This window comes from Acinetobacter sp. PW68, assembly GCF_020982655.1.
GTDB classification, from domain to species: Bacteria; Pseudomonadota; Gammaproteobacteria; order Pseudomonadales; family Moraxellaceae; genus Acinetobacter; species Acinetobacter towneri_A.
Genome location: NZ_JAHZSX010000001.1, coordinates 2,223,188 through 2,237,448, shown reverse-complemented (window position 1 = coordinate 2,237,448; position 14,261 = coordinate 2,223,188). Strand labels below are relative to the sequence as shown.

Sequence of the window (14,261 nt, the reverse complement as noted above, 5' to 3'; positions counted from 1 at the left end):
CCATGAATTTGGCTGATCGTGATGGTTTTATTTGGCAAGATGGACAATTGGTTGACTGGCGTGATGCAAAAATTCACGTCTTAACGCATACCTTACACTACAGTATGGGTGTGTTTGAGGGTGTCCGCGCTTATGAAACGCCAAACGGAACTGCGATTTTCCGTCTTCAGGACCATACTAAGCGTTTGTTAAACTCTGCAAAAATCTATCAAATGAAAGTCCCATTCGATCAAGCAGCTCTAGAACAGGCGCAAATTGATGTGGTACGTGAAAACAAACTTTCATCGTGCTATTTACGCCCGTTAATCTGGATTGGTTCTGAAAAACTGGGTATTGCTGCAACCAATAACACCATTCATGCTGCGGTTGCGGCTTGGGGTTGGGGTGCATACTTGGGTGAAGAAGCGATGGCTAAAGGTATTCGCGTTAAAACTTCATCTTTTACGCACCATCATCCAAACGTGACTATGTGTAAAGCTAAAGCTTCTGGTAACTACACCTTGTCTATTCTTGCACACCAAGAAGTCGCGCAAGCAGGCTATGATGAAGCGATGTTGATGGACCCACAAGGTTATGTATGCCAAGGTTCTGGCGAAAATGTATTCTTAATTAAAGATGGCGTTTTACATACACCAGACATCGCAGGCGGTGCTTTAGATGGTATTACTCGTCAAACAGTGATCACTATTGCTAAAGACTTAGGTTATGATGTAGTTGAACGCCGTATTACGCGTGATGAATTCTATATTGCTGACGAAGCCTTCTTTACAGGTACAGCGGCAGAAGTTACCCCAATTCGTGAATACGATGACCGTGTGATTGGCTGTGGTTCACGTGGCCCAATTACCACTGAAATTCAAAAAACTTTCTTTGACGCAGTTCAAGGCAAGAATGACAAATATGCACATTGGTTGACTTACGTTAAATAAGTCACGCGTGTGTACCTGAGTCTATATTACTGACTCAGGTGTGATGACCCCATTCAGGCAGTGGCTTGAATGGGGTTTTATTTTGTCTGCTATTGCGTTATTGAACGGCTAAACTTCTTGCGAGGTTTATTTCTCACGTTACAGACATAGATGAATGATTAACTGTTTCTTCGTTGAGTTGGTGATGTAAAAATTTGATCTTTTGAATGAATTCAGCCGTTTAAAGCATGGGTTTTTATAGCGAAGTGCAATCCCTGTAATTGGTGAGATTTGATGTTAAAAATCGTTTAATCTGTCAAATGTGATAGGAGATAGTGAACTCAATACGTGAAAAGTGGATTAAAAAATGAGCTAAAATTTTATTTTTGACCATTCTTTTAAAAATAAACCGACTTAAAATGTAACAAAAGTTAAAATAAAAATGTTGTTAAAGTTAAATAAAAACAATGTGTTGTTTTAAATGTAAATAAATATATTTTTTTTAGTATCCCTAAAATTTGGATCACAAATTTTGGGGAGTGAACTGCTCCCTAGTTTTTTGTGATGTCATTTAAAACAATACTTTAATCTCCTAATTTGCTGAAATTCAAAGTTTATTCAATATTGCGTGAAATAGCGCGTATAGATGGATTTTTGTGAGAAATACCTAAAATGAAGAAACTTGCTAAGGATTGAGTTTCAATAATTCTAACGATATCTCAAGCGAGTGAATGATTAAAAAATGGTTTTTTATAAGAGTTATGGAGAAGTGACATGTCTAAATTTATTAAAACTGCTGCTGCTTTGATGGTTTTCGGAGCTTTTTCAACGGTAACAATGGCGGGTGGTGGTAATAATCCCCCTAAAGACCCTAACCCAACCCCAGTATGTAACGAAGGGCCATGTACAGGAAGTATTCCAATTCAAGTGATTGTGCCTAAGCGCTGTGAACTGAAGGTGAAAACACCAAGTATCTCATTAAAAGATGGTGCAGAAGCTTCAGGTCAATTTATGGTTGGGGCGAATGCAAACTACAACTTATTGGTCGATACCGACAACCGTGTTGGTGGGGGCAAAACAACCAAATCTGCAGCCAAATCAGGTAGCCATGCAGTGGGTTTAACCGTTGAAACCAAGCTTGCAGGTTCATCGTCTGTGATTCAGCTAAATGATCAGCAAACCAACATTGCGCCAGGTAGCAATGGCTGGAATTCTTACAATGTCTTGGTTAAAAGTGATGGCGTAGGTATTTCTAAACCAGCGGGTACTTACACAGATAAATACAACATTCGAGTGTCTTTCTAATTCGCTTGAACTCAATCTGAATCAGTTGGCTTTACCGACAGGGTGGAGTCAACTTTTTAGTCTAAATAAATACAAAATAAGACATTGCTGGGGGAAGCATGAAACGATTATTGAAATATATGCTGATTGCAAGTTGCTTATGTGTAGATGCAGTTTATGCAAATTTGGTGATTTCACCTACACAAATGTATTTGGGCGATAAAGCACGACAACGCAGTGCAACGGTTGTGATGGAAGCCACTGATCTTACCGAACCGAAAAGCTTTGAAATGTTTGCCTATAAATGGTCGCAAAATGCTCAGGGTGAAGATGTACTAGAGCCAGATCAAGACCTTTTAATTAATCCAAAAAACTTTGTTTTACAACCTAATACACAACAAATTATTCGTGTAGGTTTTAGCCGACCACTTTTGAAGGAAGAAATGGCGCAAGAAAAAACTTGGCGCATTGTTTTTAAAGAAATTGCTCCTGTAGTGGACGAAGACGCCTTACAATTTTTATTCACAATTTCTGTTCCTTTATTTGTGGGTAAGCAAGAAGCCATTCAGGTAACAGCAACTCCGCGTTATCAAAATGATCATTTATTTTTAGAGATAGAAAATCATGCTGCATCGCATGTGCAAATTTCTTCAATCAGTATTTTAAATCAACAAAAACAACCTGTCGCAACCACACGTGAAATGAAATATTTGTTGAATCAACAAAAGCACAGCTTTGATATGGGGCAAATCAAACTCAGTGATTTGAAAAATTACATACTCAAACTTGAAACAGATAAAAGTGAGCAAGCCATTGAGTTGAAAATGAAGGGCTAAATCATGCACAGAACTCGACTGTTTTTTGCGCTGCAATGTGTCCTGTGGGGGATACCATTACCTGCCAATGCTGCCAATACTGAAATGGCATTGAATAGTGTTTGGCTGAATGGCGTAGATCGTGTCATTGAAAGTCTGGTGTTGCAGCAGGATGGGCAACGCTATATGGAATGTGAGGTCTTGCAACAACTCGGTTTACAGCAAGACCGTTTGCAAAAACACAGCGCACAAACTCAGTTTTGTTCTGTAACCACCAATGAAATTCAGTCTGAGCAAGACTTTGCGTTGCAAGCGATTAAATTGACCGTACCTGCCAGCTATTTTATTGATACACAATTTACCCAAACGCATGCGATTCCCTCAAAAGCGGACTTGGGTGGCTTTTTAAATTATGATGTGCTGTATGCACGTTATGATAATTACAATGAAATAAATGGCTTGGCGGAGCTTGGTGTTTTTAAAGATTACTGGATTTTTAAAAATGCCATGATGTATCGCAAAGAGGTAGAACAAGATCAAGATAAGCTACTGCGTTTGAATACCAGTTTTGAAATAGAGTTTCCATCACGTTATCAGCGTTTAACCTTGGGTGATAACACCAGCATTTATAATCCATTACTAGATACATTTAGATTTGGCGGTGTATCTTTTGGTTCGAATTTTAGTAGTTATCCAGATTTTATTTATTGGAATGTACCCACCTTAAGAGGCAGTGCTGTACTGCCATCCACAGTCGATTTATACATTAATGGCATCAATTTATATCAACAACAGGTTACGCCTGGACACTATAGCTTAAATACAGGTGCCAATATTCAGCAGTCGGGTGAGGCACAGGTCGTGGTGGAAGATGTATTGGGTAACCGTACCGTACAATCCTTTCCTGTCTATGTCACCACGCAATTACTCAAACCTGGGTTAAATGAATATAACTTTTCTGCAGGCAAGCTGCGTTATGACTATGACTACGTATCGGATGATTATCGTGAGTTTTTTGGCAACTTATATTTCAGACGCGGGATTACCGACAGCACGACCTTAGGCACTAATTTAAATTATAGCAAGGATGTGCAAAATGTTGGTTTGTTATGGACACAAGCTATCAACAAATATGCCTTGTTAGATACGCATGCAGCTTCTAGTCACAGTGATTGGGGCGATGGCTATACCTTTGGCGCTTCGCTAAGCCGAAGTGGAAGTAGGATTGCGCTTGGTGCAAGTCATAAATACTACAGTCCTGAATACCGCGGTTTGGGATATAGCAATACGACGCAAACAGTGGAATACGACAATTTAGCTTATGTCAGTATTTTCAATATTCCTTTAATCAATACCTTAAATGTGAACTATCTAGAGCGCCGTTATCATCCCAATGCAAATAATAGTTTTACAGATAGCCAAATGCTTACAGTCGGTTTTTCTCGTATGTTGGGACGTCAAACCTCAATGTCGTTTTCTTATTATAAAGACTTGAAAATGCAGGATAGCGACGGAGCCTATTTAACCCTGAACTATCAATTTGACCAACGCCGCAGTGCGCAGCTTTCACATAATTTTGCAGAACAAACCCAGTTACGTTATGCGCAAAGCAGCCTAACTCAAAATGGTGTGGATTACACGCTTGCTGTGCGCCATCAGCAAGCTGAAGGAGATATTGGTGTAAATGCTTATACCGCCCTGAAAATGCCGATGGGCAATTTATATTTAAGCCACGATGAAAGTGAGAGCTTTAGCTACAGTCAAGCCAATTATCAGGGTGCATTAGTGTGGTTAGACCGTAAATGGGCCATGACCAAATATGTAGACAATGCTTTTGCTTTGGTGAATGTTGGTGATATTCCAAATGTGGAAGTACTGCGTGCGTTAAGGCCTGTTGGTAAAACCAATCAACACGGCTATGCGTTTGTGCATGACATTGTCCCTTACGTCAATTACGACGTGTCTTTTGATCAAGACCAGTTAGATATGTATGACAGCTTTGAATATTCAAGCCAAAAAGTGATTGGCATGAATCAACGTGGCTATAAAGTGAATTTCCCTGTTCAGCGTACAGGTTTGATTATATTGCGTTTACTTACGCCCGATCAGCAGACCTTTGTGCAGGGCAGTGAAGTGTATTTAAGTGATGATGCAACTGAGTTTGTACCTGTTGGCAGCGATGGAAAAGTACATTTATATGGTGTGAAAGCAGGCAGTTATATGCTTAAGGTTAAAACCAAAGGTGGAAAAGTTTGCCATAGCCAGCTTGAATTACCTCAAGTTAAAGCTGGCACTGTTCCACAAACCAGACAATTAGATTTGATTTGTCAGTAATTATATCAGCAGCATGATTGAGGATGAGAACATGAAAAGATTAGGGATCTTAAAAAAAATAAGTTTGTTGTTGTGTGGTTGTTGGGTCTGTGTTCCTACACAGGCCTGCACTATTGGTTCGGTGAGTGAGTCTTTATTGCAAATGAGCTCACAATACCGTAGTCAGACGGCAACCAGTTTTAATGTGCACTGTGATCGGGGTTATAGCATTCAGTTTAGTAGTCGTAATTTACGGGACAAGCACGGCAGCAGTTTTGTAAGCAATGGTACACACCGTTTACGTACCAGTATGAGCATTATGGGTGCAAAAAATAATCTGTGGAACACACCAATTGAAGGGCAGACTTCTGCATCAGGGCATAAATACAGTGTAGCGGTACAGTTAGATGAACAGCCGAGTTTGACAACGCCAGCAGGACGCTATACCGATGAGTTATATGTTAACTTACTGTTTTAGATGTTTTGATTTATAACAGACTCAAGATGATGTATTGAGCAGGTTGGTATTGAATATCTGCTTTTTTCATCTGTTATTAGGCTAAATGACAGCAAATTATGGGGGTTGCTAGCTTTTTAAAATTGAAAAAAATGACAAACGTGTCACCAAAGCATCATATTACTGCAATGCAGCTGCTCTATGCTAGCAAGTATAAAATAAGAATTGAGCAGAAAGGCGATGAGCAATGTATTGGCAAAGCAGAGCAGTAAATTAGAGCGTTACAGCGATGCATTTAAATTTCATTTCAAACAAGATCAAAAACAAAAAAGCAGCCAGCCTACCTCTGAACTCTCAGACCTTGTCCGCCCACGTTTAAAAATTGCCCTTGTAACAGAAACTTGGCCACCTGAAATTAATGGTGTGGCACGTTCACTGTTGCAGCTTTGCAAAGGATTGCAGGAACTTGGACACAAAATTTTATTGATTCGCCCTGAACAAAAACAAGCCTGCACTCAATTCCAACCGTATCAAGAATGTCTGGTAAAAGCACAAGCCATTCCTAAATATCATAATTTACAATTTGGCTGGCCGCAGTGGTCTAAACTTTCGCAGGCTTTAGATGAGTTTCAACCTGATGTGGTGCATATCGTCACTGAAGGCCCTTTAGGGCTTGCCAGTTTACATATTGCAAAATCAAAAAATATTCCAGTATCAAGTGGTTTTCACTCCGCATTTCAAGATTTTAGCCGTTTTTTCGATTTGGCATTTTTACTCAAGCCAATTCAGCACTATCTAAAATGGTTTCATAACAATACCTCGCTGACGTGTGTGCCAAGTAGCCATACTGAAAAATCATTGCGTCAGTTTGGTGTGCAAGGGCCTTTGGTGGTGGTTGGGCGTGGTGTCGATGTCGAGCACTTCTCTCCTGAGTTTCGTTCAACAGCGCTCAGAGCACGCTGGGGTGCGAGTGAAAATACGCGGGTGATGTTGTATGTCGGGCGTTTATCACCTGAAAAAGAAGTCAATCTTATTATTAATGCCTATCAGCGTATGCCAAAAAATACCGAACAGCCTGTGAAATTGGTGATTGTTGGAGATGGGCCAGACCGTGAGCGTTTAGAAGCCCTGAACACTCAGGGAGATATCATTTTTACAGGTAGTTTAAGTGGCACAGCACTTGCACAAGCCTATGCCAGTGCCGATGTGTTTGCTTTTGCCAGTCAGGTTGAAACCTTTGGCAATGTCGTGTTAGAAGCTATGGCCAGTGGCTTGCCTGTCATTGCTTATGACTATGCTTGCGCACGTTTAAACCTAAAACCGAATGAAACAGGTTGGTTGAGTCCACTCGGTCAGCCAGAAGATTTGGTCGGTCATATCCACCGACTTCCCGATCTTACAACCCTTAGACACATGGGCGAACATGCCCGCAAAGCGACTTTAAATATTGGCTGGCAGTATCCAGTCCAACAATTTGAGCAGGCGTTATATCAGGTGGCGAAGGAGCTACACATGCCATCTTAGCTATACGCCAAAGAGGAGAGAACTGATGAAGTTTAAAAATGCAAAAATAAGAATGCTGGATCTCGACTTAAAAGGCTGTTTGTATCTTAACCATTTTTCCCACTCTCAGCGGGTGGCACAATTTTTTAAAGTCATTAGCCGTTTGGGCGACGGTATTTTCTGGTATGTCATGCTCGCAAGTGCTTGGGTGATGCAGGGCATTGGCTATAGTTTACAAATTATTTATCTGTTGTTAGGCGGTTCTGTCGGTACAGGTATTTATAAATATTTAAAACAAAAAACAGTTCGTCCACGTCCCTATCAGGTACACCAAGTGATCCGTTTAGGTGAGCGTCCGCTAGATCATTTTAGCTTTCCATCGGGTCACACATTACATGCAGTAATGACCACCACAGTGTTGGGTTATATTCAGCCAGTATTGTTGATGTTGATGTTGCCCTTTACGATTTTGGTGGCTATTTCCCGTATGATTTTAGGCTTGCACTATCCGAGTGATGTGGCAGTCGGGGCGATGATTGGCGGTTCAGTGGCGAGTGCGATTATTTTGGCTGCACCTTATGTAAATATTGTTTTATAAGTCTGGATAAAACCAAATCGAAAATTCAGTGCAGAATGGCAGGCAGCCCATGCGAAATTTGTTAAAGTAATCGCTGTCTTGACTAGAATAGGAAGTACACATGGGTTTACGTTGGACAGACAGCATCGACATTGCCATTGAGTTGTATGAGGCGCATCCCGATGTCGATCCGCAATGGATCCGTTTTACCGATTTACACGCTTGGGTTTGTGCTTTGCCTGAGTTTGAAGATAACCCAGAAAAATCGACAGAAGGTTTGTTAGAAGCCATTCAAATGGCGTGGATTGACGAAGCACGTTAAAAATAGTGCTGTGAAGCCAGACGGATTTATCCGATGTCGATCTGCATAATTTGCTTCATATCGAAAAAAGCAATTTTTTTACACATCAAAAGCAGAAAACAGCCCATTATTCGGTATAATGCGGCAAAATTTTCGCGTCAACATTGACTTAAGGAGCCAATCATGGCTATTGAACGTACTTTATCTATCGTAAAACCAGATGCAGTTGCTAAAAACCACATCGGTGACATCTTTGCTCGTTTCGAAAAAGCTGGTCTTAAAATCGTTGCGACTAAAATGAAACACCTTTCTCAAGCTGAAGCTGAAGGCTTCTACGCTGAGCACAAAGAACGTGGTTTCTTTGGTGACCTAGTTGCGTTCATGACTTCTGGTCCAGTTGTTGTTTCAGTTCTTGAAGGTGAAAACGCAGTTCTTGCTCACCGTGAAATTTTAGGTGCGACAAACCCTAAAGAAGCTGCTCCTGGTACAATCCGTGCAGATTTCGCTGTAAGCATCGACGAAAACGCTGCTCACGGTTCAGACTCAGTTGCATCTGCAGAGCGTGAAGTAAACTACTTCTTTGCTCAAACTGAAGTTTGCCCACGTACTCGTTAATACGCAGTATTCAAACCAGATAAGTGTTATTATGCTTATCTGGTTTTTTATTCTCCGAATTTTTATTTTCTGAATAAACCCTTGCTCACCTCTTGAGCATCTCCTTTCATCTTTAGACATGGTTTAGGTAATACACACATGAGTACAGAAGTCCTCGCTGCATCTGCGACAGATGTTCAGCAAGCATCTGCATCCGCTCCTGCACAGTCCAATACTGCAGAGAAAGTGAATCTCCTTGGCATGTCACGTCCACAAATGGAAAAATTCTTTGAAGACTTAGGCGAAAAGAAATTCCGTGCAGGGCAGGTGATGAAATGGATTCACCAGTTTTTTGTCACAGATTTTGCCGAAATGACCAATATTTCTGGCAAGTTACGTGAAAAACTGGAAAAGATTTGTGAAATTAAAGCGCCTGAAGTGGTGCATAAAAACTATTCTAAAGACGGTACGCGTAAGTGGGTGTTCCGTGTGGGCGAAGGTGAAGGCTCACTCGTCGAAACTGTTCTGATTCCTGCAGAAGACAAAACTGGCTCACGCAAAACATTGTGTATATCATCGCAAGTGGGTTGTGCGCTGGACTGTTCATTTTGCTCTACAGGTAAACAAGGCTTCCAGCGTGACTTGACTCAAGCCGAAATTATTGGTCAGTTGTGGATGGCAAACTATTCCTACATGGAAGATGTGCCAGTGGTAGAGCGTGAGCGTTCTGTGACCAACGTGGTGATGATGGGCATGGGTGAACCATTGCTGAATTACGATGCTGTTTTGAATTCTATGCGAATCATGTTAGATGACTTTGCCTATGGTATGTCTAAGCGCCGTGTGACCTTATCTACCTCGGGCGTAGTGCCTAAAATTGATCAATTGGCACAAGACATTGATGTTGCCCTAGCAATTTCTTTACATGCCACCAATAACCAATTACGTGATGAGCTGGTTCCAATCAACAAAAAATATCCGTTGGAACAATTGATTGCGGCTTGTCAGCGTTATATTGGCAAAGATGGCAATGAAAGTGCCCGTAAACACGTGACCATTGAATATGTCATGTTAGATGGTGTGAATGACCATCCTGAACATGCACAGCAAATGATTCAGTTACTCAAGAACCTGCCAAGCAAAATTAATTTGATCCCATTTAATCCATTTCCGCACGCACCGTATGGGCGTTCTAGCCGAAATCGAATTATTTCTTTCCAAAAAACTTTGTCTGATGCAGGTTTTGTGTGTACGATTCGTCAGACACGTGGTGATGATATTGATGCTGCCTGTGGGCAATTGGTCGGACAAGTCGCCGATCGTACCCGTCGTGCAGAGCAGTGGAAAAAGAAAGTTGCAGCGCAAAATGAAATTATACGCTCGCAAGGATAATGACTTGTATAGATAAGCGACTTGCATCGAATTAAGACGCAAAGGGGATGTCCATTGAATAAGCCTGTATTTAAATTCGCACAAATTACAACCGTTTGTATTTCGGCAATTTTTGCTGCAGCTTGTCAAACCACAGCGCCAACGCTCGGACAAAAAGACCCAGAAAAAGCAGTACAAGTACGCACTCAACTTGCCGCAGAATATTTAAAAAATGGCGACTTAGATTCTGCTAAGCGTGCGTTGGATCAAGCTTTGGAAAGCGATTCACGCGATTCATCTGCCAATATGATGATGGGAGTGTTGTTGCAGCAAGAAGGTAGCAAGCTGAATCTAGAAAAAGCCGATGCCTATTTCAAGCGTGCCATTGCTGCTGACCCTCAAAATGCACAAGCGCGTAACAACTATGGTACGTATTTATATCAAGTAGAACGTTATAATGAGGCGATTGAACAGCTCAGTATTGCTGGTGCAACACTGGGTTATGATCAGCGTTTTAGAGCATTAGAAAACGTAGGGCGTATTTATTTAAAGTTGGGTGATGTCGCGAATGCCGAAAAATCATTCAAACAAGCCTTGCAAGCCAACCGCGATTCTTATGTTTCAATGTTAGAGTTGTCTGAAATTTTATATTTAAGACAACAATTTGCACCCGCTCGACAATTGTATGAACAGTTTGTACGTGCGGTCGGGCAAAAAAATCAGGGTGCGCGTGCCTTATGGATTGGGATTCGTTTAGCACGTGCCAATGGCGATCAATTGGGAACTCAGGTTTTAGTGAACCAGCTGCGTGCATTATTTCCCAATAGCCAAGAATACCAACGTTATTTGCAATTACAGTACAGTACTGAGGCCGTATGGAAGTAAATCCTAATTCACCGCAACCATCACAGGGGAGCAATCAGGTACCCCATGCATTAGGAAATGTTCAACGTCCAGGTGAGTACCTTCGTCAAATTCGTGTGAATCAAAAATGCGATCTGGCTGATGTTTCAAAAGATTTGAAAATTCCATTGAAAACACTGACTGCACTTGAGCAGGATGAATATACCGCCTTGCCAGAAGCGACCTTTATTAAAGGTTATTATCGTACCTATGCCAAATATTTGCAGGTCGATGCTTCTGCGATTATTCAGCGTTTTGATGAAATTTATGCCAACGATACAGGGTTGTTGCCAAATCACGCCTTGAACAATTCGCCCATTAAAATTATGGGAAAACTGCCTGGCTCTAACCGTGAACGGAATAAAAAGTGGCTTACTCGTATCGCCATAATTGTGGCGGTATTGCTGTTGTTGTGGGCATTGGTCTCGCTAATTCAAAACTGGATGTCATCTGGTCAAGAGGGGGCAGAACCTGAAATCGCAGTACTGCAATCCGATGTGCAAGTTATTTCAGACAATGCAACAGGCAGCACGCCTGTACTTGCTTCAGGCGATCAGCTGAATTTGCAATTTGCTCGTCCAACTTCAGTGCATATTGTTGACGCTACTGGCAAGGTTTTGGCAACAGGACGTCAAGCTTCTACTTTAAATTTACAAGGCGAAGCCCCGTTTCAAATTCGCTTAGATGATGCGACTGCTGTGTCATTAAGTTTGAACAATGAGTCGATTTCATTATCGCCATACACGGTGAACGGAAAAGCAGAATTCCGTTTATCTCGATAATACAGTAAGGTAAAGCGATATCATGATTGTAAATCCAATTCAACGCCGACCGACCCGTAAAATTCGTGTGGGTTCTGTTTATGTGGGTGGTGATGCGCCCATCAGCATCCAAAGTATGACCAATACAGAAACCTGCGATGTTGCTGCAACTGTGGCACAAATTCAGCGTTGTGTAGATGCGGGGGTAGACATCATGCGTGTTTCTGTACCCACAATGGAATCTGCCGCTGCATTTGGTGAAATTCGTAAGCAAGTCTCTGTGCCGTTGGTGGCAGACATTCACTTTGACTATAAAATTGCGTTGGCGGTTGCCGATGCGGGTGCGGACTGTTTACGGATTAACCCAGGCAATATTGGGTCGGAAGCCAAGATTCGTGAAGTGGTGGCTGCTGCCAAGCATCATGACATTTCTATGCGAATTGGTGTGAATGCGGGATCGTTAGAAAAAGATATTCAGAAAAAATATGGTGAGCCAACAGGCGCAGCATTGCTAGAATCTGCCATGCGTCATATTGATATTTTAGATCGCTTAGATTTTCAGGAATTTAAAATTTCAGTTAAAGCATCGAATGTGTTTTTAACCATGGATGCTTACCGCCTGTTGTCACAACAAATTGATAATCCATTACATTTGGGTGTAACCGAAGCAGGGATTTACCGTACAGGTACGGTTAAGTCAGCAATTGCTTTGGGTGGTCTGCTCATGGAAGGCATTGGTGATACCATGCGTATTTCATTGGCGGCAGAACCTGAAGATGAAGTAAAAATTGGTTTTGATATTCTTAAATCTTTAAGCTTACGTTCAAACGGCATTAACTTCATTGCTTGCCCAAGCTGTTCACGTCAGGAATTTAACGTAATTTCTGTCATGCAGGCCTTGGAAGAGCGTTTGGAAGATATCCGCACGCCTATGGATGTATCGGTTATTGGATGTAAAGTGAATGGCCCAGGCGAAGCCAAAGAGGCGGACATTGGTGTCGTGGGGGCAAGTCCACGTTCGTTGGTATATCGAAATGGTGAAAAAAGCCATTTAATTGATACCAACCAACTTGTTGATGAAATCGAAAGCATGGTTCGTCAACGTGTGACAGAGCTTGAAGAAGCTAAATCTAAAGAGATTATTCGTACAAATTTTTCTGAGTAAGACATGAGTTCAATTGTTGCAATCAAAGGTTTTAATGACATTCTACCTACGCAAACTCCTGCGTGGAGACGTCTAGAGCAACATTTAGCATCACTAATGGATGCTTATGGTTATCAACAAATTCGTTTGCCAATGGTCGAGCAAACCAATTTGTTTAAGCGTTCAATTGGTGATGCGACCGATATTGTTGAAAAAGAAATGTACACCTTTTTGGACAAAGGCAATCCGCCAGAGTCTTTGACTTTGCGTCCTGAAGGTACTGCGGGCTGTGTACGTGCCATGTTAGAGCACAATTTACTACGTGGCGCGACCCCGCGTGTGTGGTATATCGGCCCGATGTTCCGCTATGAAAAGCCGCAAAAAGGCCGTTACCGCCAATTTCATCAGTTTGGTGTAGAAACCTTTGGGGTTGCAACGCCAGACATGGATGCCGAACTGATTTTAATGACCGCACGGTTATGGAAGCGCATGGGCGTTGCCGATAAAGTTCGCTTAGAGTTGAATACTTTGGGTGAGTCGGATGAGCGTGCTGCGTATCGTGCTGCTTTGGTTGAGTTTTTAGAAGCTCACAAGGCCGATTTAGATGAAGATTCTCAGCGTCGTTTAAGTACTAATCCACTGCGTATTTTGGACTCTAAAGATGCTAAAACACAAAGCATCTTAGAAAATGCACCGAAATTACATGATTTTATGGGTGAAGATACCCTAAATCACTTTGCCCAGTTACAGCAATATTTAACAGATGCAGGCATTGATTTTGTAATTAATCAAAAATTGGTACGTGGTCTAGATTATTACAACAAAACAGTATTTGAATGGACAACCACGCATTTAGGTTCGCAAGGCACAGTTTGTGCAGGTGGACGCTACGATGGTTTGGTTGGGCAATTGAAAGGTAAGGCAGATCAGTCAGTACCTGCCGTGGGCTTCGCCATGGGCATTGAGCGTTTATTGTTGTTGCTTGAACAAGTTGAAGATAATACGCCTGTACGTGATTGTGAAGTGTTCTTGTTGGCAGACCCAACAACTCAAGGCAAAGCGTTGGTTTTAGCTGAGCAAATTCGTGACCAATTGGAGCAAGCAGACAGTCCGATTCGCTTAAAAGTTGGTTCACAAGGCTCAATGAAAAGCCAAATGAAAAAAGCCGATCAATCAGGTGCAATCTATGCCTTGATTTTTGGTGAGCGCGAAGCAGAAGCACAGCAATTGGCAGTCAAAACTTTGGCAACTGCTGAGCAAACGACTGTTGCAGTGACCGAAATTGTGCCTTTCATCATTGAAAAATTTTCTTCACAATAAGCCAAATAAC

Annotated in this window: 14 protein-coding genes; all 14 read left to right on the top strand. The window is 41.7% G+C overall.

Annotation, left to right across the window (positions count from 1 at the left end):
* Window positions 1-2: 2 nt before the first annotated feature.
* The 14 genes from K1T76_RS10680 to hisS all read left to right on the top strand — a co-directional run bounded on the left by K1T76_RS10680 (window position 3) and on the right by hisS (window position 14,251).
* On the top strand, window positions 3-929 hold the full coding sequence (locus K1T76_RS10680; RefSeq protein WP_019836287.1) for a branched-chain amino acid transaminase: 927 nt from the start codon (window positions 3-5) through the stop codon (window positions 927-929).
* A 753-nt stretch (window positions 930-1,682) separates the two neighbouring features.
* Window positions 1,683-2,213 (top strand): hypothetical protein, encoded by a 531-nt coding sequence (locus tag K1T76_RS10675; RefSeq protein ID WP_230245338.1) that lies wholly within the window; start codon window positions 1,683-1,685, stop codon window positions 2,211-2,213.
* A gap of 98 nt (window positions 2,214-2,311) precedes the next feature.
* Window positions 2,312-3,028 (top strand): fimbrial biogenesis chaperone, encoded by a 717-nt coding sequence (locus K1T76_RS10670; protein WP_230245337.1) that lies wholly within the window; start codon window positions 2,312-2,314, stop codon window positions 3,026-3,028.
* A 3-nt stretch (window positions 3,029-3,031) separates the two neighbouring features.
* Window positions 3,032-5,341: a fimbria/pilus outer membrane usher protein gene (locus tag K1T76_RS10665; RefSeq protein WP_230245336.1), complete on the top strand. Its 2,310-nt coding sequence runs from the start codon at window positions 3,032-3,034 to the stop codon at window positions 5,339-5,341.
* A gap of 31 nt (window positions 5,342-5,372) precedes the next feature.
* A complete protein-coding gene (locus tag K1T76_RS10660) occupies window positions 5,373-5,798 on the top strand; it encodes a hypothetical protein (RefSeq protein WP_230245335.1) in 426 nt (141 codons plus the stop codon).
* 219 nt (window positions 5,799-6,017) lie between these two features.
* Window positions 6,018-7,301, top strand: coding sequence for a glycosyltransferase family 4 protein (locus K1T76_RS10655; protein ID WP_230245334.1), 1,284 nt, complete (start codon window positions 6,018-6,020; stop codon window positions 7,299-7,301).
* A gap of 25 nt (window positions 7,302-7,326) precedes the next feature.
* On the top strand, window positions 7,327-7,878 hold the full coding sequence (locus K1T76_RS10650) for a phosphatase PAP2 family protein (RefSeq protein WP_230245333.1): 552 nt from the start codon (window positions 7,327-7,329) through the stop codon (window positions 7,876-7,878).
* Window positions 7,879-7,978: 100 nt separating this feature from the next.
* Entirely contained in the window at window positions 7,979-8,179 is a 201-nt protein-coding gene (gene iscX / locus K1T76_RS10645; protein WP_104852473.1) for a Fe-S cluster assembly protein IscX, read from the top strand.
* A gap of 162 nt (window positions 8,180-8,341) precedes the next feature.
* Window positions 8,342-8,773 (top strand): nucleoside-diphosphate kinase, encoded by a 432-nt coding sequence (gene ndk, locus K1T76_RS10640; RefSeq protein WP_004975092.1) that lies wholly within the window; start codon window positions 8,342-8,344, stop codon window positions 8,771-8,773.
* Window positions 8,774-8,911: 138 nt separating this feature from the next.
* Window positions 8,912-10,144: a 23S rRNA (adenine(2503)-C(2))-methyltransferase RlmN gene (rlmN, locus tag K1T76_RS10635; RefSeq protein WP_019836294.1), complete on the top strand. Its 1,233-nt coding sequence runs from the start codon at window positions 8,912-8,914 to the stop codon at window positions 10,142-10,144.
* A 54-nt stretch (window positions 10,145-10,198) separates the two neighbouring features.
* A complete protein-coding gene (gene pilW, locus K1T76_RS10630; protein WP_019836295.1) occupies window positions 10,199-11,008 on the top strand; it encodes a type IV pilus biogenesis/stability protein PilW in 810 nt (269 codons plus the stop codon).
* The gene (locus tag K1T76_RS10625; RefSeq protein WP_230245332.1) at window positions 10,999-11,808 is read left to right on the top strand and encodes a helix-turn-helix domain-containing protein; all 810 of its coding nucleotides are present in this window, start codon (window positions 10,999-11,001) and stop codon (window positions 11,806-11,808) included. Before pilW ends, K1T76_RS10625 begins: the two co-directional genes overlap by 10 nt.
* A 22-nt stretch (window positions 11,809-11,830) precedes the next feature.
* Complete coding sequence (gene ispG, locus K1T76_RS10620; protein ID WP_019836297.1) at window positions 11,831-12,952, top strand: flavodoxin-dependent (E)-4-hydroxy-3-methylbut-2-enyl-diphosphate synthase; 1,122 nt, start codon at window positions 11,831-11,833, stop codon at window positions 12,950-12,952.
* A 3-nt stretch (window positions 12,953-12,955) separates the two neighbouring features.
* Window positions 12,956-14,251 carry a histidine--tRNA ligase gene (hisS, locus tag K1T76_RS10615; RefSeq protein ID WP_019836298.1) on the top strand — a complete coding sequence of 432 codons (1,296 nt, stop codon included), beginning with the start codon at window positions 12,956-12,958 and terminating at the stop codon, window positions 14,249-14,251.
* Window positions 14,252-14,261: the final 10 nt, after the last annotated feature.

Coding starts and splice junctions, on each gene's coding strand:
- K1T76_RS10680 (WP_019836287.1), top strand. CDS start 3: ATGAATTTGGCTGATCGTGATGGTTTTATTTGGCAAGATGGACAATTG.
- K1T76_RS10675 (WP_230245338.1), top strand. CDS start 1,683: ATGTCTAAATTTATTAAAACTGCTGCTGCTTTGATGGTTTTCGGAGCT.
- K1T76_RS10670 (WP_230245337.1), top strand. CDS start 2,312: ATGAAACGATTATTGAAATATATGCTGATTGCAAGTTGCTTATGTGTA.
- K1T76_RS10665 (WP_230245336.1), top strand. CDS start 3,032: ATGCACAGAACTCGACTGTTTTTTGCGCTGCAATGTGTCCTGTGGGGG.
- K1T76_RS10660 (WP_230245335.1), top strand. CDS start 5,373: ATGAAAAGATTAGGGATCTTAAAAAAAATAAGTTTGTTGTTGTGTGGT.
- K1T76_RS10655 (WP_230245334.1), top strand. CDS start 6,018: ATGAGCAATGTATTGGCAAAGCAGAGCAGTAAATTAGAGCGTTACAGC.
- K1T76_RS10650 (WP_230245333.1), top strand. CDS start 7,327: ATGAAGTTTAAAAATGCAAAAATAAGAATGCTGGATCTCGACTTAAAA.
- iscX (WP_104852473.1), top strand. CDS start 7,979: ATGGGTTTACGTTGGACAGACAGCATCGACATTGCCATTGAGTTGTAT.
- ndk (WP_004975092.1), top strand. CDS start 8,342: ATGGCTATTGAACGTACTTTATCTATCGTAAAACCAGATGCAGTTGCT.
- rlmN (WP_019836294.1), top strand. CDS start 8,912: ATGAGTACAGAAGTCCTCGCTGCATCTGCGACAGATGTTCAGCAAGCA.
- K1T76_RS10625 (WP_230245332.1), top strand. CDS start 10,999: ATGGAAGTAAATCCTAATTCACCGCAACCATCACAGGGGAGCAATCAG.
- ispG (WP_019836297.1), top strand. CDS start 11,831: ATGATTGTAAATCCAATTCAACGCCGACCGACCCGTAAAATTCGTGTG.
- hisS (WP_019836298.1), top strand. CDS start 12,956: ATGAGTTCAATTGTTGCAATCAAAGGTTTTAATGACATTCTACCTACG.